We start from the raw sequence: 26008 nt of genomic DNA, 5'->3' as shown, positions 1-26008 counted from the left end.
TCTTCGCCCCTGCGTTAACCTGGGGGTATGAAGGAATTTCCCCAAGATGTCGTCACGGCACCTTTCGGAACCTGGTCGTCTCCGCTGAGCGCGACGGAGGTGGCTGCGGGCTCCGCACCGATCTTCGATGCCGCATTCCGTGGTGAGCACATCTACTTCTCGACGAAGGTCCCAACGGAGAATTCGCGCACAGGCCTGATCCGGACGTCACTGTCACATCCGGGGCTGAAGGAGCAGGTGCTGCCCGCAGACTTCAACATCAGGTCCTCGGTCCACGAATACGGGGGAGGCGCATGGGCACTGGATCCCAACAGCGATGTCATCTACTTCGTCAACGCCTCAGACCAGCGGATCTGGCAGATCATTCCAGGCCGATCTCCGCACGCACTGACCCCTGATACTTCCGGCCGCATCCGGTACGGCGACCTGACGATGACCCGCTGGGGTCTGCTGTGTGTGCGCGAGGACTGCCGGTCCACCCGCAGAGAACGAGCCATCGTCCTGATCACCAGGCACGGGACGACGAATGTGCTCTCACGCCATTCCTACTTCATGGCGTGGCCCCGCCTGTCACCGGATGGTTCGACACTGGCGTTCATCGGCTGGGAACATCCCAACATGCCCTGGGACCAGACGAACCTGTGGCTCATCGACGTTCGCACCCAAGACACTCCCGTCGCCGGCGTCATGCGCGGACACGATGTATCGCTCCTGCAACCCGAATTCACCTCGGACTCCTCGCTCATTGTGAGCTCGGACCACAACGGTCACTGGGCCCTGTACTCATTGGACTTCGAACCGATCGACTGTCTGGTGCGCGACCGCCGGGCTGCCAAAGAGTCCAGGCAGACGAGCACAGACTCCACGGATAAGTTCAAGGACTCCACGCGGACAAGCGAATTCGCTGATGAGCTCGACGTCACCGCTCTGCGACCGCTCCTCGACACCGGCAGCGAGATCGGCGGCCCACTCTGGCAGCTGGGAGCGATCTGGCATCTGAATGATGACGAGGAGATCTGGGCCCACTCCCAGTCAGCGACCTCTTCCCTCGTCAGAACACGACTCCCACGGTCGGGCAACGACGTCCTCAGCAGTGACTTCGAAGAGATCACCGCACCGGGAGAGCCGTTCGGCAGCCTCGAACTCCACGACTTGAGCCACAGCCATATTCTCCTGACCGCGAAGTCCGCGGACTCGACCGGTGCCCTCTACGCCGTGGACCGGGCCACCGGCACCTTCATCGAGATCGCCCAGGAACGCCTCGACGCACACCAGGATTACTGCTCGCGGCCTCGAACGCGAGAGCTCGGCGGCGTCCCTGTCGTCATCCACCCGCCGCACAACCCACGATTCACCGCCCTTGAGAGCGAACGCCCGCCCTACGTGATCTCCATCCACGGAGGACCGACAGGTCAAGCGACCCCCGACATGTCCGCCCGGTTCAGCTACTTCACATCCCGAGGCATCGGGGTGATGGAGGTCAACTACGGCGGTTCGACCGGCTACGGCAGGGCCTGGCGCAACCGTCTGCGCGGCCAATGGGGCATCGTCGACGTCTCCGACACCCTGGCCGCGGTCGACGCATTGGTGGCTGAAGGGCTGGCCGACCCCCACCGGATTGCGATCTCCGGAGCCTCCTCAGGCGGGTGGACGGTGCTGACCGCGTTGGCCTCCTCAGAGACCTTCGCCTGCGGCACCTCCTACTTCGGGGTCACCGACCTGATGCGCTTCGTCGTGGACACCCACGACTTCGAGAAGCACTACATCGACGGACTGGTCGGCCCCTGGCCGGAGGCCCAGGACGCCTACATCACCCGGTCACCGATTCGACGTACAACGCACATCACTGTCCCCGTGGCCATCATGCAAGGCGATCGCGACCCGATCGTCCCACCCAGTCAGGCCCAGGAATTCGTCGATACCTTGGAATTGACCGGAGTGGAGTACATTTACCGTCTGTACAAGGGCGAATCCCACGGGTTCGTCCGAGCTGAAACCATCATCGATTCCCTGGAAAGCGAGTTCGGGTTCTATGCCGACGTCTTCGGAATCCCACACAGCCGCAACCATGGCTGAACCGACCGAAACCCCTGCCACCCTCGCACCCGCGGGAACGACCACCGGCATCTGGATCCCCGGCCCCCGGCCCGAGGCCGAAGCTGGTTCCCTGTCCGGGGCCGCCGGCTACATCGCGAACAGCCCCGTCCGTGAGGCGGCCGCAGCGGCGTTTGATCACCTCGGCGAGCAGCTGCCGCCCGTACCGCTGAATGCTCACCGGGCCGAGGACCGGTGGGGCGCAGACGCGATCGGGCGAGCTGTCGGTCTGCTCACCGACCTTCACGTCGACCGAGCGTCCTTCGGTTGGCGCCTGACGAGCGCAGCGGGTCGCGACGAACGACTCGAATTCTCTGCACTCAGCGAGGCCTTCGACGCCATCGCCGAGTACGGTGACGGCTACACCGGTCAGGTCCAGGTCTCCCTGCCCGGACCGTGGACCGTGGTCACCGCCCTGAGCCTGGCCTCCGGGGCCCCTGTCCTCGGTGATCTCGGTGCCCGCCGCGATGTCATCCAGGCCTATGCGTTCGGACTGGCAGCCTTCGCCGACAAGCTCTCCACACTGGGCATGGCGCCTGTGATCCGCCTCGTCGAGACCCGCCTGCACCCGGTCCTCACCGGCACCTGGCCCACGGTCTCCGGCTGGGCCACCCTGCCCGCGGTGTCCGAGAATCAGGTCTACGCCGCTCTGCAGTCGACGCTGCGGCATCTGCCCCCGGTGCTGCTCAGCCTCCCCGATTTCGATTCCCTTGCGCTGCAGGGCAAGGAGATCACCGCCGCCGAGGTGGTCCGCAATTCCGGTGCCACCGCTGTGTCAGTGCCGTTGGCTAGCCTGAAGGCACACGGGTGGGAGCAGCTGGCCATGATCTCCGAAGCGGGAGTCGGGACATGGATGGGTCTGCCGCCGGCCGCAGGAGCGCGTCCGAAGGAGGTCAAGCACTGGTTGAACAGGATCATGACGCCGTGGAACCGCATCGGCATGAGCACTAGAAGTCTGCGTGATTTCGGAGTCCTCGCGGGCGAAGAGCTTCCGATGACCTATCCGCCGCTGCTGACCTCGGTCGACGGAGACGGTGCCGAGAACATCAGCACGGGAACGATGATGATCGCCGCAGGTCTGCGGCGTGCCTTTGAGGAGATCGAATGACAGACACGCCCGATAACTCAGACCTGTCGGATGCCAGCTCCCGGGCTCAGGCGCATGCGGAACTCGTGGAGAAGATCGAAGAATATCGTGGGGCGTACTACCAGGACTCCCTGCTCGTCTCCGACACCGAATACGACGATCTCGTCCACCGCCTCCAAGACCTCGAGGAGAAGTTCCCCGAGCTCATCACCGACTCCTCACCGACCCAGACCGTCGGCGGCGTCATCGACACATCGACCTTCGACCCGGTCGAGCACATCGGCCGGATGTACAGCCTCGACAATGTCTTCGACGTCGAAGAACTCAGAGGATGGTACGACCGGGTCCGCGCGGCCACCTCGGCGAAGTCGAAGTTCCTCTGCGAACTCAAGATCGACGGACTCGCCGTCAACCTCCTCTACCGCAACGGTGAACTCGTGCGCGCCGCCACCCGCGGTGACGGACGTATCGGTGAGGACATCACCGCGAATGTCCGCACCATCTCCGACATCCCGGACAAACTCGACACCGACTACCCACCCGCCGAGGTCGAGATCCGCGGGGAAGTGTTCTTCCCTCTGGAGAAATTCACCGAACTCAATGCCGCTCTCGTCGCAGAGGGCAAGGCCCCATTCGCGAACCCCCGCAACTCCGCCGCGGGATCCCTGCGCCAGAAGGACCCCGCCGTCACCGCTGTACGTCCGCTGCACATGCTCGTCCACGGCATCGCAGTTTGGACACCGGCCGATGATTCGCATCCCGAACCCGCACATCAGTCCGAGGTCTACGAGGCGTTCAGAAGCTGGGGACTGCCCATCAGCGAATACTTCAAGGTGCTGGACACGGTAGACGAGATCGAAGACTTCATCACCTACTACGGTGAACACCGCCACGATGTCACCCACGAGATCGACGGCATCGTAATCAAGATCGACGATATCGCCGTCCAGGAGACCCTGGGCTACACCTCACGTGCACCGCGCTGGGCGACAGCCTTCAAATACCCGCCCGAAGAGGTCACCACGAAGCTCCTCGATATCCAGGTTCAGGTGGGCAGGACCGGTCGAGTAACCCCGTTCGCGGTGATGGATCCGGTCACCGTGGCCGGATCCACGGTGGAACGTGCGACCCTGCACAACGGCTACGAGGTGGCCCGCAAGGGCGTGCTCATCGGGGACATTGTGACCCTGCGCAAGGCCGGCGACGTCATTCCCGAAGTCCTCGGTCCGGTCGTCGCCCAACGCAACGGCAACGAGTACGAGTTCGTCATGCCCACTCACTGCCCCTCGTGCGGCACGAAGCTGGGGGAGCAGAAGGCAGGCGATAAGGACAAACGCTGTCCTAATGCCCGGTCATGCCCGGCCCAGCTGGCTAATCGCATCTTCTACCTGGCATCCCGTGCGGCCTTCGACATCGAGGCCCTGGGTGAAGAGGCGGCTCTGGCTCTGACCGCTCCAGCCGAGCCCGAGGCGCCGCCGCTGACCTCCGAAGCGTTCCTCTTCGACCTCACGGCTGAAGATCTGGCCGAGGTGAAGATCTGGCGCAACAAGAAGGTCAAAGGTGTGGAGACGGGGGAGCGCGAACTCGTGCCCTATTTCTACACCCGCGCAACTGCGAAGAAGCCGAGTGCTCCGAGCGCGAACACGAAGAAGCTCTTCGATGAACTCGACAAGGCCAAGGACCAGGACCTGTGGAAGGTCCTCGTCGCACTCTCGATCCGTCACGTGGGTCCAACTGCAGCACGCACCCTAGCCGGACATTTTCGAACCCTCGAAGCCATCCGGGCTGCTGAACTCGAAGAGCTCTCAGCCGTCGACGGAATCGGATCGACGATCGCGGCGAGCATCCGTGATTGGTTCGCCGTGGATTGGCATATCGAGATCGTTGAGGCCTGGGCAGCCGCCGGAGTCCGGATGGAGGACGAGCCTCAGGAAGCCGGAGCCCAGACTCTGGAAGGTCTCACGATTGTGGCCACCGGTTCACTGTCCACGTTCACCCGTGACGGAATCAAAGAGGCGATCCTCGGCGCCGGCGGCAAGGCGGCGAGTTCCGTGTCGAAGAAGACCGACTATGTGGTGGCTGGGGAAAACGCCGGGTCGAAGTTGGAAAAGGCCGAATCGTTGGGCGTCAGGGTCCTCGACGAGGACACGTTCCGCACGCTCCTGGAGACTGGCAGCTTCGACTGACGATCTGTGACGAGCCGTGATCTGGCGCACTCCTGCCACGGATTCGTCACCGAACATCAAGGATCATCTCAGCAGCAGTGAAGTGGGGAAACAGTTTGATCTGGAAGAGTGATGGTATGAAAGCAATTCCCCGATTGATTGCCGGCACTGCCGTCGTTCTCGCCGCAGTACTCACCACGGCACCGGTGACGGCAGGCATTGCCGACTACATCCTCAACCCCGGACAGCAGCCGACCAAACGTGCGGCTCCCGCACTGACCGGTTCCTCAGCTTCACCGCTCGCCCCCGCCCGAACCCGCGATGACGACAAGTCTCGCAACGGTGACACCACCGGCGACGACAATCGCGACGGTGATCAGAATCGTGAGAGTAACCACGCCGCCAATGCGCAGCCCCACACGGAGACGACGCCCGACGGCGGGCTCGACTTCGTCAGCGCCACGGCACCGAGTGAGAGTGCCGGTCTGGTGGCACACACCGTTGCCGACGCTCAATCACGAGTCAATGACCTCGCCGGCGATCTGCAGGCAGGAGTCGCGTCCGGAGAGTTCTCCCAAGCTGACGCCGACAGGGTGCTCGGGGACATCTCGAGCTACATCAGAGGCGAACGCACCTGGCCCGAACAGTCCGCCACCTGAGTGACCCGCCTCGGCGAAGCCACGCACTGATGCCCCGGCGAACCTCACATCGTTCCCTTCAGAACCGGTCCGGCAAAGAGACTAGACTTGCTGACGAGTAAACAGACCGATGAAAGGCAGGGAATGACGGAGTCCTCCGCAATCACCCCCGAGCAAGTCGAGCATTTGGCTTCGCTGTCTCGGATCGCCATGGGCGAAGACGAGCTGAAATCGCTCGCCGGTGACCTGAGCACCATTTTGAGCAATGTTGCCAGGGTCAATGAAGTGGCCGGCGATGATGTGCCGGCAACCAGCCACCCGATCGCACTGTCGAACGTGCTGCGCCCCGACGTCGTGGGTGAGACCCTGACCAACGAGCAGGCTCTGGCCTCGGCCCCAGCATCTGCTGACGAGAAGTTCCTGGTCCCACAGATCCTTGGGGAGGAATGATGAGCGAACTGATCAATAAGAGCGCCCTCGAACTCGCCGCAGGATTGAAAGCCGGCGAGTTCTCCTCCGTCGCGGTGACCCAGGCTCACCTGGATCGCATCCACGCTACCGAAGCAGACTTCGGTTCGTTCATCACCGTCACCGACGAACTTGCGCTGGAGACGGCGAAGTCGGTCGACGCCAAGCGCAGCGCCGGCGAAGAGGTTCACGCCCTGGCCGGAGTGCCCGTGGCGCTCAAGGACCTCATCGTCACCGAAGGTGTGGCCACGACCGCGGCGTCGAAGATGCTCGAGAACTGGGTGCCACCCTACGAATCGACCGTGCACAACAAGGTCAAGGCCGCCGGACTCCCTGTCCTGGGCAAGACCAACCTCGACGAGTTCGCCATGGGTTCGACGACCGAGCACTCGGCATTCGGCACCACCCGCAACCCGTGGAACCTCGAGCACGTGCCCGGTGGGTCCTCCGGCGGCGCCGCGGCAGCCCTCGCTGGCTTCCAGGCTCCGCTGTCGGTCGGCACGGACACCGGCGGTTCGGTGCGACAGCCCGCGGCGTTCACCGGCACAGTCGGTGTGAAGCCTACCTACGGTTCGATCTCCCGCTTCGGCATCATCGCCATGGCCTCAAGCCTCGACCAGGTCGGCCCGATGGGTCGCAACGTTGCCGACGCCGCAGCTCTGCACGAGCTGCTCGCCGGTCACGACCCGCTCGACTCGACCTCGCTGCCGGACCCGGTGGCAGGGTTCGTCTCGGCGGCACAGACATCGAACCTGGGGGGCAAGAAGCTCGGCGTCATCAAGCAGCTGCGTGGTGAGGGCTACCAGGACGGCGTCCGCGATGTGTTCTCGACCGCCCTCGACGTGGCGGCTGCGGCCGGTGCTGAAATCGTGGAGGTCGACTGCCCCTCGATCTCCTACGCACTCGACGCCTACTACCTCCTCATGCCCTCCGAAGTGTCGTCGAACCTGGCCCGCTACGACGGTATGCGCTACGGACTGCGGGTCGAGCCCGAGTCCGGTCCGGTCACCGCTGAGACGGTCATGGCAGCGACCCGTGCTGCCGGTTTCGGTGATGAGGTCAAACGCCGCATCATCCTCGGCACCTATGCACTCTCCGCCGGCTACTACGACGCCTACTACGGGTCTGCCCAGAAGATCCGCACCCTGGTGCAGAATGACTTCACCAAGGCGTTCGAGTCCTGCGACGTCCTCGTCTCACCGACGGCACCGACGACGGCTCTGAAGTTCGGCGCGGAGGCGGCATCCGACCCGATGGCCCTCTACCTCGGCGACGTGGCGACGATCCCAGCCAACCTGGCCGGAATCCCCGGACTCTCCCTGCCAGCAGGACTGGCCGACGGTCTGCCCGTCGGATTCCAGATCCTCGCCCCGGCACGACAGGACGTGAAGATGTACGAGGTGGCCGGCCCACTCGAAGCCGCCTTGGAAGCCTCCGGGACTCGAGTGCTCGATACTCTCGCGGAAGGACTGACCACCAAGTGAAATACGAAGACGCGATCAAGAAATACGATCCGGTCATCGGCATCGAGGTCCACGTCGAACTGGGCACCGCGACGAAGATGTTCGACGCCGCACCCAACACCTTCGGCGGGGGACCGAACACCAACATCACCCCCACCTCCTTGGGGCTGCCCGGCTCACTTCCCGTCGTCAACGAGAAGGGCGTCGAGTACGCGATCAAGATCGGCCTGGCACTGGGCTGCGAGATCGCGGAGACCTGCCGTTTCGCCCGGAAGAACTACTTCTACCCGGACGTGCCCAAGGACTTCCAGACAAGCCAGTCCGATGAGCCCATTGCGGCCGAGGGACAGGTCGAGATCGAACTCGAAGACGGAACGATGTTCACCATCCCTGTCGAGCGCGCTCACATGGAGGAAGACGCCGGCAAGAACACCCACATCGGCGGCGCCACCGGTCGCATCCACGGAGCCGACCATTCCCTGGTCGACTACAACCGTGCCGGTGTGCCCCTGGTTGAGATCGTGACCCACCCGATCACCGGGACAGGGGATCGGGCCGCCGAGGTGGCTTCCACCTACGTACGGACCCTGCGCGACATCTTCCGTGCCCTCGACGTCTCCGAAGCACGCATGGAACAGGGCAACGTCCGTGCCGACGTCAACGTGTCCCTGCGCGAGAGCCCCGATGCTCCACTGGGCACCCGCACAGAGACGAAGAACGTCAACTCCTTCCGCTCGATCGAACGTGCGGTCCGCTACGAGATCGCCCGCCAGGCGACCCGTCTGGAAGCCGGCGAGAAGATCGTGCAGGAGACCCGTCACTTCCACGAAGGCACGGGGGAGACGTCATCGGGGCGTCCGAAGTCAGATGCCGATGACTACCGGTACTTCCCGGAGCCGGACCTCGTTCCGCTTGTGCCCAGCCGTGATTGGGTCGAAGAGCTGCGGGCGACTCTGCCCGAGCTGCCGGCCCAGAAACGCCGTCGCCTTGCAGGCGTGTGGGGCTTCTCCGATCTGGAGATGCGCGACGTCGTCAACGCAGGTCTGCTCGAAGCCATTGAGGACACTGTGAGCGCGGGCGCCAAGCCCGCCGCAGCACGCAAATGGTGGACCGGTGAGGTGGCCAGGTTGGCCAACCAGAAGGAACAGCATCCCACTGAGCTTGTCACACCGGACCAGGTCGCAGCCCTGATCGGGCTGATCAACGACGGCAAGCTCAACGACAAGCTCGCGAAGGACGTCCTCACAGCTGTGGCCGACGGAGAAGGCGAACCCGCCGAGGTGATGAGCGCCCGTGGTCTCGAGATCGTCGAAGACACCGGTGCACTCGAAGCCGCAGTCGAGGAGGCCATCGCTGCCAACCCCGACGTGGTCGAGAAGATCAAGGGCGGAAAGATGCAGGCCATCGGTGCCCTGATGGGACCGATTATGAAGGCCACCCGCGGTCAGGCCGATGCCGGAAAGGCCAAGGATCTGATCCTTGCCAAGATCAACGGCTGAGTTCGCAGTCGTCTGACAAGGATCGGTCGACTGAACAGGATCAGGCGACTGAACAGAACTCAGGATTGATCCAGCCACACCCTCTAGACTTGAACATCAAAGAAGTCCGGAGGGTGTGGCTGTTCTCATTCTCACGGGCCAGGTGCTGACTTCGCCGGGCATAGAACCGGTGGATTCGGCGTGCGGGTGCCATCCGTATGTGGAGGTGAATGCGGTGTCCCAGTCGTGGAAGTCGTTGTGGAAGAGCGAATGCGGGAAGTCTCTCCCGGTCTATCGCGTCCTCGTGCCCGAAAGCGTCAACAAGGGCATCATGAAGGCCTGGAATGCTCGCGGGTACCGCTACACCGCGGGGTCCCCGAGCGCGATCATGCTCACCGGGGGAATGCGCCGAAACTTCTTCCGCTCCAGCATGCTCTTCAAAGGCGGAACCGGAACCGGAGCCGCTGTCACAGCCGGCTTTGCCGCCCCCGGTGGACTGGCACTGCTGTCGGGCTTCGCCGATGCTGCACTGGCTTTCGGGGCGCTCGGGGGAGTGACTGCAGTGGGAACAGGTGTGTTCGCGGCAGTCACCGGACCGAAGTACTTCCGTGACCCCAAACGGTTGAGCCGGAAGAACCGCGCTCAGGTAGGACAAGCGCAGTGGATCACTCCGGCGTCGCTGGGATTCCAACCTGGCCGCAAGGAAGGCCGCGACACCGACGAACAACGACTGTTCCACCTCGCAGTGACCATCGCGCGCAAGATTGTTCGCACACGAGCCTGGACCCACCCGATCCTGCGTGACCATGTCTCACGTGTCGATCTTGACCATGCTGTCGCCTCAATCGGTGTGCGGTTGGCCGAACTGGTTCGGCTGCGTGAAGAGATTGAGAGCATCAGGGACGAAGGAACCGCGAAGTCGGTGGAGACGTACCTGTCGAAACTTGCTGTGGCCTTCACCTCGATGGCCAACCGGGTGCTGTCCATGCATGAGTACTACGAGCGTCTGACCGAACTCGACCAGCAGCTGATGCTGCTTCACAATTCCGAACGCTCACGTGAACTCGGCGACCGGGTCCTCGATGTTCTGTCCCGGACAGCGGCCGATGACTCCGCGGACTGGCAATTCAGAGAGCTGCGGATCGACGCCGAGTCGCAGTCATCGATCATCTCCGGTCTTGTCGCCGAGCTAGACCAGACCGCAGACGACTTCGACGATTTCGACGCACGTCTGGCCGCTGCCCAGGAGTCGATCGACGCACTGGAATCCGCACCGTCCTCCTCATTCTCACCGGAAGACGACCGCCGGCCGGAGTGATCCGTCTGCAGTCAGCCGGGCGAACTCAGTGCCGACTCAGTGACCGAACGGATCGGGGTCGACGCCGGGCATCCATGAATGCCCGGGAACGGTGTATCCGTTGGCGGCCTGCTCCTTCTTCCACCTCTTCGACCAGCGCTTGTCGAGACGATCGACATAGAGCATGCCCTGCAGATGATCGTATTCGTGCTGCATGATGCGCGCGAACCACCCTTCGGCGGTCAGAGACACCGACTGGCCGGTCTCATCGAGACCATTGACCGTGACCCGCTCCGCGCGTTTGAGCGGAAAGTCGAGGCTGGGCACCGAGAGACATCCCTCGGTCTCCTCGTCGGGATCCGGGCGGGTATCGGGAACCTTCGAGGCGATGAGCAGCGGGTTGATGAAGGTACCGCGTCTGCGGACTCCGTCATCATCCTCGGCGTTGAAGACGAAGATGCGTTTGCCCACGCCGATCTGGGGAGCGGCCAGACCGACACCATTGCTGGCGTCGAGGGTCTCGTGCATATCAGCGATGAGGGTTGCGAGTTCGTCGTCGAAGTCAGTGACCTTCTCCGCACGCTGATGCAGAACGGGTTCTCCGTAGATGACGATGGGATGAATAGCCATGAGGACAATCGTATCGGCTTTCCCGCCGCGTTCCGTCTGCGAAGAGTTCATCCGAGCGCTCACCTGCCCGCCTGTCGTTCCACAAGGAATTCTGCGCTCCGACCAGCACCTTCACGACCATCTCCCTGACCACCCCGGCGTCTCATATTCGCGTCTGAGCAGCCGTGCGGCTGGGCTGGCGATGGGCACCGGAACCGTAGAGTTAAGAGAGCTGACAGTGAAGAAATCAACCACAATTGTTCAGCGGTTCGGCCGCTCGACGCGTTCAGCGCCACGGTGCGAGGCGCGCAGTTGATCGCCTATGACGCGCCATGACATCATATTTCGCCGGAAGCGAACATGGATTGTTGAGCAACCATCTCGGGAACAACAGCAGGTGGCGGGTGGTTATGATGGTGTCGAACCGTCTCGGTCCACGAGATGAGATCAGCAGCTGAAGCCTTTGGCTGGTGGTTGAGTGACGTCTTCGTCACAGCCCTCACTGCCGGGCGAACAATTAAGCGTGAAAGGACATGTCTTGACCATCTTCAACAATGTTTCCGAACTGGTCGGCCGCACACCGCTGATTCGTGTGAACAAGGCCAGCGAACGCTCCGGCGCGGAGATCGTCGCCAAGCTGGAATCCTGCAATCCTGCGAACTCGGTCAAGGACCGCATCGGCGTCGCGATGATCGATGCCGCCGAAGCTTCGGGAGAGCTCAAGCCGGGCGGAACGGTCGTCGAGGCCACGTCGGGCAACACCGGTATCGCATTGGCGATGGTGGGCACTTCGCGCGGATACAAGGTTCTGCTGACGATGCCGGAGTCCATGTCGAAGGAACGCCGCGCCCTGCTGCGTGCCTTCGGTGCCGAGCTCGTCCTCACCGACAAGGCCCAGGGCATGAAGGGTGCTGTCGACAAGGCTGAAGAGATCGCAGCAGATGGTGCCGTCCTCGTCCGCCAGTTCGAGAACCAGGCCAACGCTGACATCCATCGCACCACCACCGGCCCCGAGATCCTCGCCGACACCGACGGCAAGGTCGACATCTTCGTCTCGGGCATCGGAACCGGCGGAACCATCACCGGTGCCGGAGCCGCACTGCGCGAGGCGAACCCTGACGTCAAGATCGTTGCCGTCGAACCCGCTGCATCGGCACTGCTCTCCGGTGGTAAAGCCGGCCCGCACACCATTCAGGGACTGGGCGCGAACTTCGTCCCCGGCGTGCTCGACACGAAGATCTACGACGAAGTCGTGACCATTGAGAACGATGACGCCTTCACCCGCGCCCGCGAGGTTGCGAAGGAAGAGGGGCTGCTCGTCGGAATCTCCTCCGGTGCCGCACTCGTGGCGGCCGAAGAGCTGGGTGCACGCCCGGAGAACGCAGGCAAGCGCATCGTCGTGATTCTGCCCGACTTCGGTGAGCGCTACCTGACCACACCGCTGTTCGCCGAGTACATGGACTGAACAGAGGAATTTGGACTGGGCACTGCCTGAGGCGGATGCCGATTCCGCGGTGTGAGGGCGTCAAACACATGTTTGGCGCCCTCACGGCATAGAGGATTGACGATCACGAGCACGAAGGACTGTTGAGATGAAGGCACTGTGGACTGCAGCTGCTGCAGCGATCGGCGCGGTCGCCTATGGGCTGAGCCGCCCGGGGGTGCGCGCAACTCTGCGCGAAGACCTCGATACCGTGCGCAGGCGTGACCCTGCGGCCACCAGCGATTTCGTCTCGCTGGTCTCCTATCCGGGCATGCATGCGATCTGGGCGCACCGCGGTCTGCACCGACTGTGGCAGAACGACACCACGAAGGTGCCCGCCAGGCTGATGTCTCAGGCCGTGAGGACCCTGACGGGAGTGGAGATCCACCCCGGCGCGCAGATCGGGCGACGCTTCTTCATCGACCACGCCAACGGGGTCGTCATCGGAGAGACCTCGGAGATCGGGGACGACGTGATGCTCTACCACCAGGTCACACTGGGTGGGACATCGATGGAGCAGGCGAAGCGCCATCCGACCATCGGCAATCACGTCCTCGTCGGGGCCGGGGCGAAGATCCTGGGCCCTGTCGTCGTGGGCGACAATTCCTCGGTCGGCGCGAATGCTGTCGTCGTCAAAGACGTCGCCGCCGACTCGAGTGCGGTCGGAATCCCCGCGAAGGTCAGGCCGTATAAGAAGTCCACCGGCGCCGAGGCGGTCGCCACGGAATCCGGTGACACCAGTTCCAAGTACGCCGACTTCGAACTGATCGACCCCGCCATCTGGATCTGAGCCGGAGGCCCACTCACCGAGGCCACCCGTCACCACTGCCACCCGCAGCAACAGTCATCGCCGGGTCCACCCAGCCGACATCCCTGGAGGATTTCGACTGGGAGGGCCTGGCGGTTTTCGACTCTGAAGGGTCGGCGATTGCTGTGTCTCGGCTTCCCCGAATCTTGTGTGACAGGGCTCGGGAATACTTTACGCATACTGTCTGTTAAACTTTCAACTAGTTACTTCAAAACTGAAGCAATTCAGTTCGACGAGGGTTCGCGAGCGGCGAGCAGAGGGAGCAGACATGGAATTGGGAATCTTCACCATCGGAGACGTCACCACCGATCCCACCAATGGGACTACGGTGTCGGAGCACCAGCGGATCAAGAACACGGTCGAGATCGCGAAGAAGGCAGAAGAGGTCGGCCTCGACGTCTTCGCCACCGGTCAGCACCACAACCCGCCGTTCGTCGCACCCGCGAACCCGCCGGTCCTGCTCTCACATATCGCAGCGCAGACGGAGAAGCTGCGTATGTCAACAGCCACCACACTGATCACCACCACCGATCCGGTGCGCATCGCAGAGGATTACGCCTATGCTCAGCACCTTTCCGATGGCCGCATCAGCCTGGTCATGGGACGCGGCAACACGGGTCCAGTCTACCCCTGGTTCGGCAAGGACATCCGTTCGGGCATTCCACTGGCGGTCGAGAACTACAACCTGCTCTACCGCCTCTGGCGTGAGAAGAACATCGATTGGGAAGGCAAGTTCCGCACGCCTCTGGGCGGGTTCACCGTGACACCGACACCACTTGATGACGTTCCACCCTTCGTGTGGCATGGCTCGATTCGCAGCCCCGAGATCGCTGAACAGGCTGCCTACTACGGCGACGGATACTTCCACAACAATATCTTCTGGCCCGTGTCGCACACCGCCCGCATGGTCCAGCTCTACCGCCAGCGCTACGAATACTACGGACACGGCGCGGCGCACCAGGCGATCGTCGGACTCGGCGGTCAGGTGTTCATGCGCAAGAACTCGCAGGACGCCGTCAACGAGTTCCGTCCCTACTTCGACAACGCACCGGTCTACGGGCATGGACCCAGCCTCGAAGACTTCTCTACGCAGACCCCGCTGACCGTGGGATCGCCGCAGCAGGTCATCGAACGCACACTGAGCTTCCGCGACTGGGCCGGGGACTACCAGCGTCAGCTCTTCCTCATCGACCATGCGGGACTGCCGCAGAAGACGGTGCTGGAACAGCTCGACCTCCTCGGCGAGGAAGTCGTGCCGGTCTTGCGGAAGGAATTTGCGAAGGACCGTCCGGCCGATGTCCCCGATGCACCGACACACGAATCCCTCGTCATCCGCCACCGCGAGGGTCGGGACCCTATCCCCGGCGGTGGCCCCGGATCGCGTGCCTATGCCGATCGTCAGGCCAGGGCAGCGGAGCAGACTGCCACGGAAGGAGCTGATCGCTGATGCGGATTCTCAGCATCACGACCTCGTTGAGCGAGGACTCAACCACACTGAAACTGTCGAACAAGATCATCGCAGCGGCCACTTCTGCGGCAGACGATGCGGGATTGAGCGCGGAGACCGAGCACATCAACGTGCGCAATCTGAGCTCGGACCTCACCGATATGGCACTGACCGGATTCCGCTCGGAGAACCTCGAAGAGGCATTCGCCAAGGTTGCCGAGGCGGATGTGATCGTCACCGTCGCACCCGTGTATAAGGTCGCGCCGGTGGGACTGCACACCTTGTTCTGGCAGCTCATCGACGAAAAGGCCCTGGCGAACAAGCCCGTGCTCATCGGCTCCACCGGTGGCACACCGCGGCACTCGATGGCGGGGGAGACCGTGCTGCGCCCGATGCTGTCCTACCTCAAGGGCATCGTCGTGCCGACGACCATCTTCGCCGCGACCGATGACTGGGGCAGCATCGAGGGCGGCCGCAACCTCAACGCTCGGATCGCCCAGGCCAGCGACGAACTGATCGGTTTGGCCGCGAGCCTGCACAATGTCGCTGCTGATTCGGCTGCCGACAACGCAGACAAGCCCGACGACGCCGGTGCAGCGTCGGCGACGACCGGTGAGTTCGGAAGCCGCGGCTCGCGGCGGAATCCGAGTATCAATGATGAGTTCGATCCCGAGCTCATCACGCCGTTCGCCCAGTTGCTTGAGGGCTGACGATGGTCGACATCAAGCTCGGCCGGGACAGTGACGCACTCGCGCAGGAGTCGTGGCGTGCCTACTTCGAGACCTCACAGCGCATCCGGCAGAACTTGGAGGGCAACCTCAAGGACAGGGCGGGTCTGACCGTCAGCGACTACAACACATTGCTGCTCCTGTGGGAGGAGCCGACCCATCTGCTGACGATGAGCGTGCTGGCCAAGAAGCTCGTGTTCTCGCCATCACGGCTGAACTACCGGATCAAGGTGCTTGTAGACGCCGGCCTGGTGACGAAGACAGAATGTGCGGACGACAAACGGGCACACAACGTCGGCCTCACCGAGGTCGGTGCTCAGGTTTTCCTCAATGCGGGACGCCAGCACCGGGAGAACATCGACGATGTCTTCCTCTCCCACGTCAGCGATGAGGAACTCGAAGTCATCGGGGCTGTGTTCGCACGAATCGGCCGCGCCCTGCCGGAGTGAGACTGTCGCCCTGTCCGAGTGAGACTGTCGGAATAGGTCTGGCGGACAGCCCTGCCCGAGTGGGACAGTTCGTGGGACAATGTGGCTATGTCGATCAAGACCATTGCCTTCCCAGATTCTGAACTCCGCAACCGCGTCATCGCCCGGATTCCGGCGCATCAACGCGCCAACGTCGACCTCGTCGTTTACTCGGATGCCGAGAAGTCGGCGAAGCTGAGCCGAGACGATGTCGATGTCGTCGTGCTCCCGTACCTCAATTCGGGACCGACTATCGAGTTGCTCGACGATCTGCCGAACCTGGGTTTGGTCATCACCCAGACCACCGGCTACGATCCGGTTGCGCACCTGCCTGAGCGTGGCATCGAGGTGGCCACCGCCTCGGGCGTGCACACCGGCGGAACCGCAGAACTTGCGCTGACGCTGACCCTGGCCAGCTTGCGCGGCATCGACGATGCCGTGCGTGCCCAGAGTGCACGCATCTGGAACCACAAACGCAACCGCTCCCTGCAGGACCGTCGCGTCATGATCATCGGCGCCGGTGAGATCGGGTCGGCTATCGCCGATCGGTTCGCACCCTTCGAAGTCGACCTCACGCGGGTCGCGACGAAGGCACGTGAGGACGATCGTGGCCACATCCACGGCGTCGATGATCTGCCGAAGCTGCTTCCTCACACCGAGGTGGTCGTGCTCATCACACCGCTGACCGAGTCCACGAACAAGCTCGTCGACAAGGACTTCTTGGCCCAGCTGCCCGACAACGCTCTCATTGTCAACGTCGCTCGGGGCAAGGTCGTCGACACCGAGGCACTCGTCGCCGAACTGAGCACGGGCCGTCTCCATGCCGCTCTCGACGTCATGGATCCCGAGCCGCTGCCGGAGAACCATCCGCTGTGGGGGACACCGAATACCCTCATCACACCTCATGAGGGAGGCGACACCTCAGCGTTCGAACCACGGGTGGTGCAGATTCTGGCCGAGCAGGTCCGCCGCCTCAACGATGGCGAAGCGCCGCTCAACCTCGTCTCGACGGAGTGATCGCAGCAGTTCTCGATCTATCGCTCAGCGGTTCTTCTCGAACCGCTGAGCGGTTCTCGTTGCACTGCCTCATCAGTTCTCGCTGACCGGTTCAAAACTAGTTCCAACATGCGAGAAATTGGCCTATACATGGTGGACTCCGGCGTAGAGTGCCTGCATGAGCATTGATACGAATTCCACCAACCCAGACATCAAACCACGTTCTCGCGACGTCACCGACGGCCTCGAAGCCACTGCCGCACGCGGCATGCTCCGAGCCGTCGGCATGGGCGACGACGACTGGGTCAAGCCACAGATTGCCATTGCGACCTCGTGGAACGAGATCACCCCGTGCAACATGTCACTGCAGCGCCTCGGCGCGGCCGCCAAGGAAGGCGTGCACGAATCAGGCGGATTCCCCCTGGAATTCGGCACCATCTCCGTCTCCGACGGCATCTCCATGGGCCACGAGGGCATGCACTACTCGCTGGTCTCACGTGAGGTCATCACCGACTCCGTAGAGACCGTGATGAGCGCCGAACGACTCGACGGATCCGTCCTCATGGCCGGCTGTGACAAGTCGATCCCGGGCATGCTCATGGCATCGGCCCGCCTCGGCCTCTCCAGCGTCTTCCTCTACAACGGCTCGATCATGCCGGGCACCGCGAAGATGTCGGACGGGTCCGAGAAGGAAGTCACCCTCATCGACGCATTCGAAGCCGTCGGTGCCTGCCGCGCCGGAACCATCACCCAGGGTGACGTCGACGCCATTGAACGCGCTGTCTGCCCAGGTGAAGGTGCCTGTGGCGGCATGTACACCGCGAACACCATGGCCTCGGCCGCCGAGGCGATGGGCATGTCACTGCCCGGTTCGGCCGCCCCACCGGCCATCCACCGCGACCGCACGATGTTCGCGCGCAAATCCGGTGACGCCGTCGTCAACCTGCTGCGTCAGGGGATCACGACGAAGGACATCATCACGAAGGAATCGCTGCACAACGCGATCGCTGTGGTCATGGCCTTCGGTGGATCGACCAACGCGGTTCTCCACCTGCTGGCCATCGCCCACGAAGCCGGAGTCGAACTCGCCCTCGATGACTTCAACCGCATCGGTGACAAGGTTCCGCACCTGGGCAACGTCAAGCCCTTCGGTCAGTACGTGATGAACGATGTCTTCAAGATCGGCGGCGTGCCCGTGATCATGAAGGCTCTGCTCGACAACGGCCTGATCAACGGTGACTGCATGACCGTGACAGGCAAGACCGTGGCCGAGAACCTCGAACACATCAACCCGCCGGATCCCGACGGCAAGATCCTGCGCGCGATGGACAACCCGATCCACGCCACCGGTGGCCTCACCGTGCTCAAGGGCTCGATGGCGCCCGAAGGCGCGGTCGTGAAGTCCGCCGGCTTCGATGCCGATGTCTTCGAAGGCACTGCGCGCGTGTTCAACCAGGAGAAGCCGGCCATGGACGCCGTGCTCAACGGTGAACTGAAGAAGGGCGATGTCGTCGTCATCCGCTATGAGGGACCCAAGGGCGGCCCCGGCATGCGCGAGATGCTCGCCATCACCGGCGCGATCAAGGGCGCGGGCATCGGCAAGGATGTCCTGCTGCTCACCGACGGTCGCTTTTCGGGCGGCTCCACCGGCCTGTGTATCGGCCACATTGCCCCCGAGGCTGTCGATGGCGGCCCCATCGCACTCGTCGAGGACGGGGATAAGATCACCGTCGACATCGCGGCCCGTTCGATCGAGCTCGATGTCTCCGAGGAGGTCCTCGCTGAGCGTCGCAAGACTTGGACGATCCCCGACAACCACCGCCTGACCGGTGTGCTCGGCAAGTACGCGAAGCTCGTGCAGTCGGCCTCCACCGGAGCGGTCTGCTTCTGAGCAGAGAACACCCGATGATCTGATCATCGAAGAGCTGACCCGCCTCTGCGTGGGGGAGCGAGTCATCGCCGAGGCGGTACGGACGAATGTCCGCACCGCCTCGGCGTTTCTGTGCCTGAGGAAGCGAAATACCAACTGTTGTTACCTAAATGTAACCACGGCGTGTCGCCCGAGAATCTGCGGCACGGGCGGTAGGAGAAAAAGAAATTGAGCAAGGTTCTTTGTGCGGAGGATCACACATGGATGCAGTTCATCTTACGTTCAGTTGTTTGTGATGGTTCATGGAGGAACTGTGCAAAATCACTGAACTGACAACACTTGACGCAAAGGAACTTTGATTGCAGATGACTCGTCAACCCCTCGAGATTCGCAAAGAGATCTATTCCCTCATCCCCGGGCCGATGCATCAGCCAGAGACCGATCACGGAAGCTCTCACGCTGCAGCTGCTTAGGTCTGGGCATGGGCAAATACGTTCTTCGACGTTTCGTCAACTATTTCATCTTGGCCTTCATCGCTACTGTCACCGCCTACATCACCTCGAGTGCCTTCATGGATCCGGCCGCCCGGTATCGGGGCCAGAATCCGCCGCTGTCGGAAGCCTCGATCAAGTCCATCCTCGACGGACACGGGACCAACCCGGATGTTCCGATCATCGAACGCACGTGGTCATGGCTGACGAATATCTTCCTCCACGGAGACTTCTCGACGACGGTCCACAACAATCCTGTCTTCCAGGAGATCATGACTCGGGCAGGTGTCAGCCTCAAGCTTCTGCTCATCGGTTCCATCCTCGGCGCCATCCTGGGTGTCGTCCTCGGCGTGTGGGGTGCCGTTAGGCAATACAAGGCCTCCGACCAGGCCGTGACTTATGCGTCCTATCTGATCATCGCCACACCGACATTTGTCATCGGTGTGGTACTAATGATCATCGCCACTGCTTTCAACGGTCTCATCGGCACAAGTCTTATTCGCTTCTCGGGCGTATACACGGCGGACATACCGCCTGGCGTCTTCCCGTGGTTCACCGATCAGCTCTCTCATATGCTGTTGCCGACTTTGGCATTGGTGATGATGGGCGCTGCCACATACTCGCGCTATCAGCGGTCGGTCATGCTCGATGTGTTGGCCTCCGACTTCATCCGCACCGCACGCTCGAAGGGACGCACCCGCAAGACCGCCTTGGTCAAGCACGGTGTTCGCGTGGCTCTCATCCCGATGTCTACTTACTTCGCTTACGCCTTCGGCACACTTGTCGCGGGTTCGGCGATGCTCGAGGTGGTGTTCTCCTGGCACGGCATGGGTGAGTTCACCATCAACTCGATCCTGCAGTCCGATATCAATGCTGCTGCCGGGTCCGTTCTTTTCATCGCAGTGCTGACTCTGATCTCTTCGACTCTTTCGGAGGTTCTCTACGCTGCCCTCGACCCGAGAGTGAGGATCTGACATGGCTACCGATCTTCCGATCTCCACGACTCCCGACACCGAGGTTGTGCCTCGTCGTTCGAAACCCACCTCCCGTCTGGCCCTGGTCTGGCGCCGACTGCGCTCGACTCCGCGCTTCTGGGTCGGCGGCATCATGCTCGCCTTCTTCGTTCTCTTCGCGCTCTTCGGCAATTCGATCAACATTTACACGCCCACCGACCAGGACATCTACGCACTCAACAAAGCGCCGAGCGCACAGCACTGGTTCGGCACGAACACCATCGGCCAGGACATCTATGCCCAGACTGTTGCAGGCCTGCAAAAATCTCTGCTCATCGGCATCATCGCCGGGCCTGCAGCGAGTCTTCTGGCAGCGATCATCGGTTCGACAGCAGGCTACTTCGGTGGTCGCGTCGAGGTCATCATCGTGTGGTTCATCAACCTGCTTCTCGTCCTGCCTTCATTCTTCATCCTCGTTCTCCTAGCACCGATGCTGCGTCAACTGTCGTGGATGGCGATCGTCGTCTTCCTTGCACTGTTCGGATGGATGATCATGGCCCAGGTCGTGAGGAACCAGACGAAGGCCATCAAGGACCGTGGCTTCGTCAAGGCGGCACGATACATGGGGGTCTCCACTCCACGGATCCTGAGTCGGCACATCATTCCCAACGTCGCATCGATCCTCATCGTCGATGCCACTTTGGGTGTGGTTTCGGCGATCCTGACTGAAACCTCGCTGAGCTACTTCAACCTCGGAATCCAGAAGCCCGATGTCTCCATCGGCACACTCTTGGCCGAGGGGTCCGGGGCGGCTGTGACCCGACTGTGGCTCTTCGTCTTTCCCGCCGGCGTCCTCGTTCTCATGCTCTTCGCCATCAGCTTGATGGCTGATGCACTCCGTGACGCCATCGACCCCACCTCAGGAGCCAATCGTGACTGAGACTCTCAGCTCCAACCGATCCACACCACCTGCACAGGCCCCGATCCTCGAAGTCCGAGATCTGACCGTGACCTTCCCCAATCCGAAGGGGGATGTGCAGGCGGTTCGCGGCGTCAACTACGAAGTCATGCCCGGTGAATTCCTGGGCATCGTCGGAGAATCAGGCTCCGGCAAGTCCGTGTCGTCGATGGCTGTGATGGGTCTGCTTCCCTCCACGGCCCAAGTCGATGGCTCCATCAGATACCGCGGACGATCACTGTTGGACATGGACGACCATGCGATGTCGAAGCTGCGCGGTTCCGAGATCGCCATGGTGTTCCAGGACCCGCTGTCGGCACTGACTCCGGTCTATTCGATCGGCGAACAGATCTCAGAGGGTCTACTCCTCCACGATCCGAGCCTGTCGAAGGAGGCAGCGCACAGCAGGGCGATCGAGCTGCTGCGCGTGGTCGGCATTCCAGGACCCGAACGAAGGGTCAGGGCATACCCCCACGAGTTCTCCGGAGGAATGCGCCAACGAGCCATGATCGCGATCGCGATCGCCAACGATCCTGACCTCATCATCGCCGATGAGCCGACCACCGCTCGCGACGTCACGATCCAAGCCCAGATCCTCGACGTCCTGCAGAAGGCGCGTGAGATCACTGGAGCAGCTATTGTGCTCATCACGCACGACCTCGGCGTGGTGGCCGGCAATGCGGACCGCATCGCCGTCATGTACGCCGGTCGCCTCGTCGAGACAGGGCCGGTCGAACAGGTCTTCGCTCGACCACAGATGCCCTATACGACCGGGCTGCTGCGTTCGGTGCCGAACCTGGCGACGGCCGGAACCCAGCGACTCGTTTCCCTCGAAGGGAAGCCGCCTTCGCTGTCGAACATGATCCCGGGCTGTCCCTTCGCTCCGCGGTGCCCGATCGCCCTCGACATCTGCCATGAGGTCGAACCCGAACTCGTCTCACACGGCACACCCGATGTTTCCGCCGCCTGCCACCGGGCCGATGAGATCGCCTCGGGAAGCCTGACCGCCGGCACGATCTTCCCCCGACCCGAGCCGGTCGAGAAGCGGGTGAAGAACAGCGAAGCCGAACGGGTCCTCGAAGTCACCGGGCTGCAGAAGCACTTCCCGCTGCTCAAGGGAGCAGTCTTCAAACGGCAGATCGGAACCGTGCGAGCCGTCGACGGCATCGATCTGGAGATCAGAGAAGGACAGACACTCGGTCTCGTCGGAGAGTCCGGCTGCGGCAAGTCCACGACCATCGGTGAGGTCCTGGAGATGGTGGCGCCTCAGAAGGGACAGATCGTCATCAACGGCGTTGACGTTTCTGAGCTGTCAAAACGAGAGCGTTTGGCGATGCGCAAGGATGTCCAGGTCGTGTTCCAGGATCCGATGGCCGCGATCGATCCGCGGTTGCCGATCGGCGAGGTGATCGCGGAACCACTGACCGTTCACAAGGTCCCGGCCAAGCAGCGTCATGACACCGTCGCAGAGATGCTCGAACTGGTGGGCCTCGACGCGAACATGGCAGATCGGTATCCGCACGAATTCTCCGGAGGCCAGCGTCAGCGCATCGGCATCGCCCGGGCACTCGTGACCAACCCCGAAGCTGTTGGTGCTCGACGAACCGGTCTCCGCCCTTGACGTGTCCGTACAGGCTGGTGTCATCAACCTGTTGGAGGACCTGCGCGACTCACTCGGGCTGTCCTACCTGTTTGTCGCCCATGACCTGGCGGTCGTGAGACAGATCGCCGATCACGTTGCGGTGATGTACTTGGGCCGTATCGTCGAATTCGGCTCCTCTGAAGATCTCTACGACAACCCCCAGCACCCCTACACCAGGGCGCTGATGTCGGCGATTCCGGTGCCCGATCCGAAGATCGAACGATCGCGTGAGCGAGTGCTGCTCTCCGGTGACCTCCCGAGCCCGACCGACGAGATCTCCGGGTGCAGTTTCCGCACTCGGTGCCCGCTCTTCTCGCTGCTGCCCGAGAGCGAGCAGCACAGATGCACGCACGAGGATCCCCAGCCTCGGCGGGCGGAGGCGACCCTGGTAGCCTGCCATTTCTCCGAACGTATCGGCGAACTCGAACGCTCGGACTGAGCGAGCCCGACCCAGCACTCACCCATCGATTCCCACACAGAGAACAGGAAAGAGGAACTCATGAAGATGAGGAACAAGGCGACAATGGTTGTCGCCGCGACCGCGGCATTGGGGCTCGCCCTCTCCGGCTGCCAACAGGACAACAAGGACTCAGCAGGAGTCGACAGCGACAAAGCGAACGAGGAGATCGCGGGATTGCCGTCTGTCGATTACCAGAAGGCAGACTATGACGAGATTGACGATGGTGGAACCCTCACCTATCCGATGACCGAGATCCCGGCCAGCCTCAATTATTACCATGCTGACGGTGCACACGTGGACAATAACAATCTCTACAGCACCTCGCTGGGCGGACCGGTCAAGATCAAGGAAGATGGTAGCTGGGAAGTCGACAAAGACTATGCAGAGAGCGTGGAGATCGCCAGCGAAGATCCTCTCGTCATCAACGTCAAGCTCAACAAAGACGCAGTCTGGGAAGACGGCACCCCGATCGACGTCGAGGACTATGAGGCGTTCTGGAAGACGCAAAGCGGTGAGAACAAGAAGTTCGAGGTCGCTTCGACCAAGGGCTTCGAGGACATCAAGAGCATCAAGTCCGGTAAGGACAAGTATGACGTCAATGTCACGTTCAAGACCCCGAACATCGACTGGCCTAACTACATCGGTGCCTTCATCCCGAACGAGATCGCGGAAGATCCCAAGACATTCAACAAGGACTACGTCAAGAAGGTGCTGCCCTCGAACGGGCCGTTCAAAGCCAAGAAGGTCGATAACAAGTCTGGCGTCATCACCATGGTCAGGAACGACAAGTGGTGGGGTCAGGAACCCAAACTGGATAAGGTCGTCTTCAAGATCGTCTCGCAGGCGCAGCAGGCCCAGGCCTATGCGAACAAGGAGATCGACCTCGTTGACATCGGCACCGACGGCGACGCATATGAGACGGCTGGCAAGCGCAAAGACGGCGAGATCTTCAAGACTCAAGGCATGCAGTGGACGCACGTGACCATGAACGCAGAGAAGGGCGCCCTCAAGGAGCAGGAAGTCCGGGACGCGATCGGTCACGCCATCAATCGCGAGGCCATCGCCCAGGCAGCCATCGGCCCCGTCGAAGCACCGGTGACACTGGTCAACAATGTCACCTTCATGCCGGGCCAGGACGGTTATCAGGACAATACTGACGGCAGTCTCGACTTCGATCAGGATACCGCGAAGAAGATCCTCGACGATGCAGGCTGGAAGGCCGGCGATGACGGGGTGCGTGAGAAGGACGGTGAGAAGCTCAAGTTCAATATCGTCGTCCCCGCAGACACCGCCTCCAACGCCCAGCGCGCGGAGCAGATCATGAAGGATCTCAACGAGGTCGGCTTCAAGATCAAGATAGAGACCGTCCCGGTGGCTGCGTATTTCGCCGATCACGTGCTCAACGGCAACTTCGACATGGCCACGTTCACCTGGGAAGGCACAGCTTTCCCGATCTCGTCGGGGTCGAACCTGTTCTACCCGGCCGATTCCGAGCAGAACCATTCGAAGATCTCCAGCGATGCGATCGGTGAGAAGTTCAAGGCCGCAACGAAGACCCTCGACCCGGACGAGGCGAAGAAGCTGGCGAACGAGGGTGATGCCGAAGTGCTCAAACTCAAGCCTCTGATCCCGTTCTATCCGACCCCATACGTTTGGGGCGTCAAGGACGACATTATGAATCTCGGGCCGCGTCAGCTCGAGACTCCCGATTGGACGAGCATCGGCTTCAAGAAGTGATTGTGAGGCTCACCATCTGATCAATCCACGTGATCAAAACGATCACCCTCAATCGCCGGCCCCGTGGACTCACGTTCTCCCACGGGGCCGGCTCCATTGACCCACACGTCTACAGGCTGCCGAAGACGACAAGCAGGATGAGGACGAGGCAGACTCCCAGGACGCCGAGGTTCCACACCGTTGTGGTGGTGCCGGGGGTGTTGGTAGGTTTCGCGAGATTCGAACCCTGGTGATTGTTCTCCCAGCGGCGGAGCAGTTCGAAGGCAGGGTGGTTGTCGACGGACTCAGGGCGTGTGCCGCCGGTGAGCCCCGAGTCGATCTTGCGGCGGGGCATCCCGGGCGCATTCCACGGGCGGTATGTGCGGGTGGTCCCATTCGGTGCGATGGCCATGATGGAGACGACCGTGCTCAGCCGGATGTCAGTGATGTCGGCAAAGGGCACAGTGGTGGTGCGCAGGATTTCACGAATCACGACATGCTCGGATTCGACGATGACTGCTGGCCGCCACAGGAGCATGAAGACGAGCCACCCCACCAGAGCTAGGGGTGGAAGGAACGTTCCCACGGTGTCCCAGGAGCCGCGCACGATCGCATCAACCAGAAGCAGGGCAAGGTGCGCTCGTCAAGTTTTTGAGACAGTTCGTTGATGATTTCTCTTACGCCGCCAGG

Annotated in this window: 20 protein-coding genes and 1 pseudogene; 19 read left to right on the top strand and 2 right to left on the bottom strand. The window is 62.1% G+C overall.

All coding sequences use genetic code 11. The features are described from left to right. Positions 1 to 27 precede the first annotated feature (27 nt). The 8 genes from INT40_RS17150 to INT40_RS17115 all read left to right on the top strand — a co-directional run bounded on the left by INT40_RS17150 (position 28) and on the right by INT40_RS17115 (position 10711). A complete protein-coding gene (locus tag INT40_RS17150; RefSeq protein WP_193096565.1) occupies positions 28 to 2076 on the top strand; it encodes a S9 family peptidase in 2049 nt (682 codons plus the stop codon). Then, positions 2069 to 3202, top strand: a complete 1134-nt coding sequence (locus INT40_RS17145; RefSeq protein ID WP_193096564.1) for a hypothetical protein — start codon at positions 2069 to 2071, stop codon at positions 3200 to 3202. The genes INT40_RS17150 and INT40_RS17145 overlap by 8 nt, the downstream gene beginning before the upstream one ends. Then, positions 3199 to 5367: an NAD-dependent DNA ligase LigA gene (gene ligA, locus INT40_RS17140; RefSeq protein ID WP_193071782.1), complete on the top strand. Its 2169-nt coding sequence runs from the start codon at positions 3199 to 3201 to the stop codon at positions 5365 to 5367. Before INT40_RS17145 ends, ligA begins: the two co-directional genes overlap by 4 nt. A 116-nt stretch (positions 5368 to 5483) precedes the next feature. Further along, a complete protein-coding gene (locus INT40_RS17135; protein ID WP_193071781.1) occupies positions 5484 to 6005 on the top strand; it encodes a hypothetical protein in 522 nt (173 codons plus the stop codon). Between the two features lie 123 nt (positions 6006 to 6128). Further along, on the top strand, positions 6129 to 6434 hold the full coding sequence (gene gatC / locus INT40_RS17130; protein ID WP_101574231.1) for an Asp-tRNA(Asn)/Glu-tRNA(Gln) amidotransferase subunit GatC: 306 nt from the start codon (positions 6129 to 6131) through the stop codon (positions 6432 to 6434). Then, the gene (gene gatA / locus INT40_RS17125) at positions 6434 to 7936 is read left to right on the top strand and encodes an Asp-tRNA(Asn)/Glu-tRNA(Gln) amidotransferase subunit GatA (RefSeq protein WP_193071780.1); all 1503 of its coding nucleotides are present in this window, start codon (positions 6434 to 6436) and stop codon (positions 7934 to 7936) included. The genes gatC and gatA overlap by 1 nt, the downstream gene beginning before the upstream one ends. After that, positions 7933 to 9414 (top strand): Asp-tRNA(Asn)/Glu-tRNA(Gln) amidotransferase subunit GatB, encoded by a 1482-nt coding sequence (gene gatB / locus INT40_RS17120; protein WP_101574233.1) that lies wholly within the window; start codon positions 7933 to 7935, stop codon positions 9412 to 9414. The genes gatA and gatB overlap by 4 nt, the downstream gene beginning before the upstream one ends. Before the next feature lie 115 nt (positions 9415 to 9529). After that, on the top strand, positions 9530 to 10711 hold the full coding sequence (locus INT40_RS17115; RefSeq protein WP_319020894.1) for a hypothetical protein: 1182 nt from the start codon (positions 9530 to 9532) through the stop codon (positions 10709 to 10711). Positions 10712 to 10747: 36 nt separating this feature from the next. Here the strand turns inward: INT40_RS17115 and def are convergent, their stop codons facing one another. Continuing rightward, positions 10748 to 11320 carry a peptide deformylase gene (gene def, locus INT40_RS17110; RefSeq protein ID WP_193071779.1) on the bottom strand — a complete coding sequence of 191 codons (573 nt, stop codon included), beginning with the start codon at positions 11318 to 11320 and terminating at the stop codon, positions 10748 to 10750. A gap of 517 nt (positions 11321 to 11837) precedes the next feature. On the opposite strand from def, the gene cysK reads away from it, so the two are divergent. The 11 genes and pseudogenes from cysK to INT40_RS17055 all read left to right on the top strand — a co-directional run bounded on the left by cysK (position 11838) and on the right by INT40_RS17055 (position 25339). After that, a complete protein-coding gene (gene cysK / locus INT40_RS17105) occupies positions 11838 to 12764 on the top strand; it encodes a cysteine synthase A (protein WP_193096563.1) in 927 nt (308 codons plus the stop codon). A gap of 127 nt (positions 12765 to 12891) precedes the next feature. Continuing rightward, positions 12892 to 13572: a serine O-acetyltransferase EpsC gene (gene epsC, locus INT40_RS17100; RefSeq protein WP_101574236.1), complete on the top strand. Its 681-nt coding sequence runs from the start codon at positions 12892 to 12894 to the stop codon at positions 13570 to 13572. A gap of 286 nt (positions 13573 to 13858) precedes the next feature. Continuing rightward, on the top strand, positions 13859 to 15037 hold the full coding sequence (locus tag INT40_RS17095; RefSeq protein WP_193096562.1) for an LLM class flavin-dependent oxidoreductase: 1179 nt from the start codon (positions 13859 to 13861) through the stop codon (positions 15035 to 15037). Next, positions 15037 to 15747, top strand: a complete 711-nt coding sequence (locus tag INT40_RS17090; RefSeq protein WP_193096561.1) for an NAD(P)H-dependent oxidoreductase — start codon at positions 15037 to 15039, stop codon at positions 15745 to 15747. Before INT40_RS17095 ends, INT40_RS17090 begins: the two co-directional genes overlap by 1 nt. A 2-nt stretch (positions 15748 to 15749) precedes the next feature. Further along, positions 15750 to 16214, top strand: a complete 465-nt coding sequence (locus INT40_RS17085) for a MarR family winged helix-turn-helix transcriptional regulator (RefSeq protein ID WP_101574239.1) — start codon at positions 15750 to 15752, stop codon at positions 16212 to 16214. Positions 16215 to 16301: 87 nt separating this feature from the next. Continuing rightward, entirely contained in the window at positions 16302 to 17249 is a 948-nt protein-coding gene (locus INT40_RS17080) for a 2-hydroxyacid dehydrogenase (protein WP_101574240.1), read from the top strand. 157 nt (positions 17250 to 17406) lie between these two features. Then, positions 17407 to 19119: a dihydroxy-acid dehydratase gene (ilvD, locus tag INT40_RS17075; protein ID WP_101574241.1), complete on the top strand. Its 1713-nt coding sequence runs from the start codon at positions 17407 to 17409 to the stop codon at positions 19117 to 19119. Positions 19120 to 19579: 460 nt separating this feature from the next. Next, positions 19580 to 20563: an ABC transporter permease gene (locus tag INT40_RS17070; RefSeq protein ID WP_193096560.1), complete on the top strand. Its 984-nt coding sequence runs from the start codon at positions 19580 to 19582 to the stop codon at positions 20561 to 20563. 1 nt (position 20564) lies between these two features. Next, positions 20565 to 21482 carry an ABC transporter permease gene (locus tag INT40_RS17065; RefSeq protein WP_193096559.1) on the top strand — a complete coding sequence of 306 codons (918 nt, stop codon included), beginning with the start codon at positions 20565 to 20567 and terminating at the stop codon, positions 21480 to 21482. Continuing rightward, a pseudogene (locus INT40_RS17060) lies at positions 21433 to 23581 on the top strand (dipeptide ABC transporter ATP-binding protein). Before INT40_RS17065 ends, INT40_RS17060 begins: the two are co-directional and overlap by 50 nt. Positions 23582 to 23641: 60 nt before the next feature. Next, complete coding sequence (locus INT40_RS17055) at positions 23642 to 25339, top strand: ABC transporter family substrate-binding protein (protein WP_193096558.1); 1698 nt, start codon at positions 23642 to 23644, stop codon at positions 25337 to 25339. A 109-nt stretch (positions 25340 to 25448) separates the two neighbouring features. On the opposite strand, the gene INT40_RS17050 is transcribed toward INT40_RS17055, so the two are convergent. Next, positions 25449 to 25925: a PH domain-containing protein gene (locus INT40_RS17050; protein ID WP_193096557.1), complete on the bottom strand. Its 477-nt coding sequence runs from the start codon at positions 25923 to 25925 to the stop codon at positions 25449 to 25451. Between the last annotated feature and the right edge of the window lie 83 nt (positions 25926 to 26008).

Source organism: Brevibacterium sp. FME17 (assembly GCF_014897515.1).
Taxonomy (GTDB): domain Bacteria; phylum Actinomycetota; class Actinomycetes; order Actinomycetales; family Brevibacteriaceae; genus Brevibacterium.
Note: the sequence above shows the minus strand (reverse complement) of the source record. Positions and strands in the feature narration are given on the sequence as shown.

Excerpts from the sequence above, each read along its gene's own strand:
- ligA (WP_193071782.1), top strand. The coding sequence starts at position 3,199 with ATGACAGACACGCCCGATAACTCAGACCTGTCGGATGCCAGCTCCCGG.
- gatC (WP_101574231.1), top strand. The coding sequence starts at position 6,129 with ATGACGGAGTCCTCCGCAATCACCCCCGAGCAAGTCGAGCATTTGGCT.
- INT40_RS17080 (WP_101574240.1), top strand. The coding sequence starts at position 16,302 with ATGTCGATCAAGACCATTGCCTTCCCAGATTCTGAACTCCGCAACCGC.
- ilvD (WP_101574241.1), top strand. The coding sequence starts at position 17,407 with ATGAGCATTGATACGAATTCCACCAACCCAGACATCAAACCACGTTCT.
- INT40_RS17070 (WP_193096560.1), top strand. The coding sequence starts at position 19,580 with ATGGGCAAATACGTTCTTCGACGTTTCGTCAACTATTTCATCTTGGCC.
- INT40_RS17145 (WP_193096564.1), top strand. The coding sequence starts at position 2,069 with ATGGCTGAACCGACCGAAACCCCTGCCACCCTCGCACCCGCGGGAACG.
- gatA (WP_193071780.1), top strand. The coding sequence starts at position 6,434 with ATGAGCGAACTGATCAATAAGAGCGCCCTCGAACTCGCCGCAGGATTG.
- INT40_RS17090 (WP_193096561.1), top strand. The coding sequence starts at position 15,037 with ATGCGGATTCTCAGCATCACGACCTCGTTGAGCGAGGACTCAACCACA.
- INT40_RS17150 (WP_193096565.1), top strand. The coding sequence starts at position 28 with ATGAAGGAATTTCCCCAAGATGTCGTCACGGCACCTTTCGGAACCTGG.
- INT40_RS17095 (WP_193096562.1), top strand. The coding sequence starts at position 13,859 with ATGGAATTGGGAATCTTCACCATCGGAGACGTCACCACCGATCCCACC.
- def (WP_193071779.1), bottom strand. The coding sequence starts at position 11,320 with ATGGCTATTCATCCCATCGTCATCTACGGAGAACCCGTTCTGCATCAG.
- INT40_RS17135 (WP_193071781.1), top strand. The coding sequence starts at position 5,484 with ATGAAAGCAATTCCCCGATTGATTGCCGGCACTGCCGTCGTTCTCGCC.
- INT40_RS17055 (WP_193096558.1), top strand. The coding sequence starts at position 23,642 with ATGAAGATGAGGAACAAGGCGACAATGGTTGTCGCCGCGACCGCGGCA.
- INT40_RS17085 (WP_101574239.1), top strand. The coding sequence starts at position 15,750 with ATGGTCGACATCAAGCTCGGCCGGGACAGTGACGCACTCGCGCAGGAG.
- epsC (WP_101574236.1), top strand. The coding sequence starts at position 12,892 with ATGAAGGCACTGTGGACTGCAGCTGCTGCAGCGATCGGCGCGGTCGCC.
- INT40_RS17065 (WP_193096559.1), top strand. The coding sequence starts at position 20,565 with ATGGCTACCGATCTTCCGATCTCCACGACTCCCGACACCGAGGTTGTG.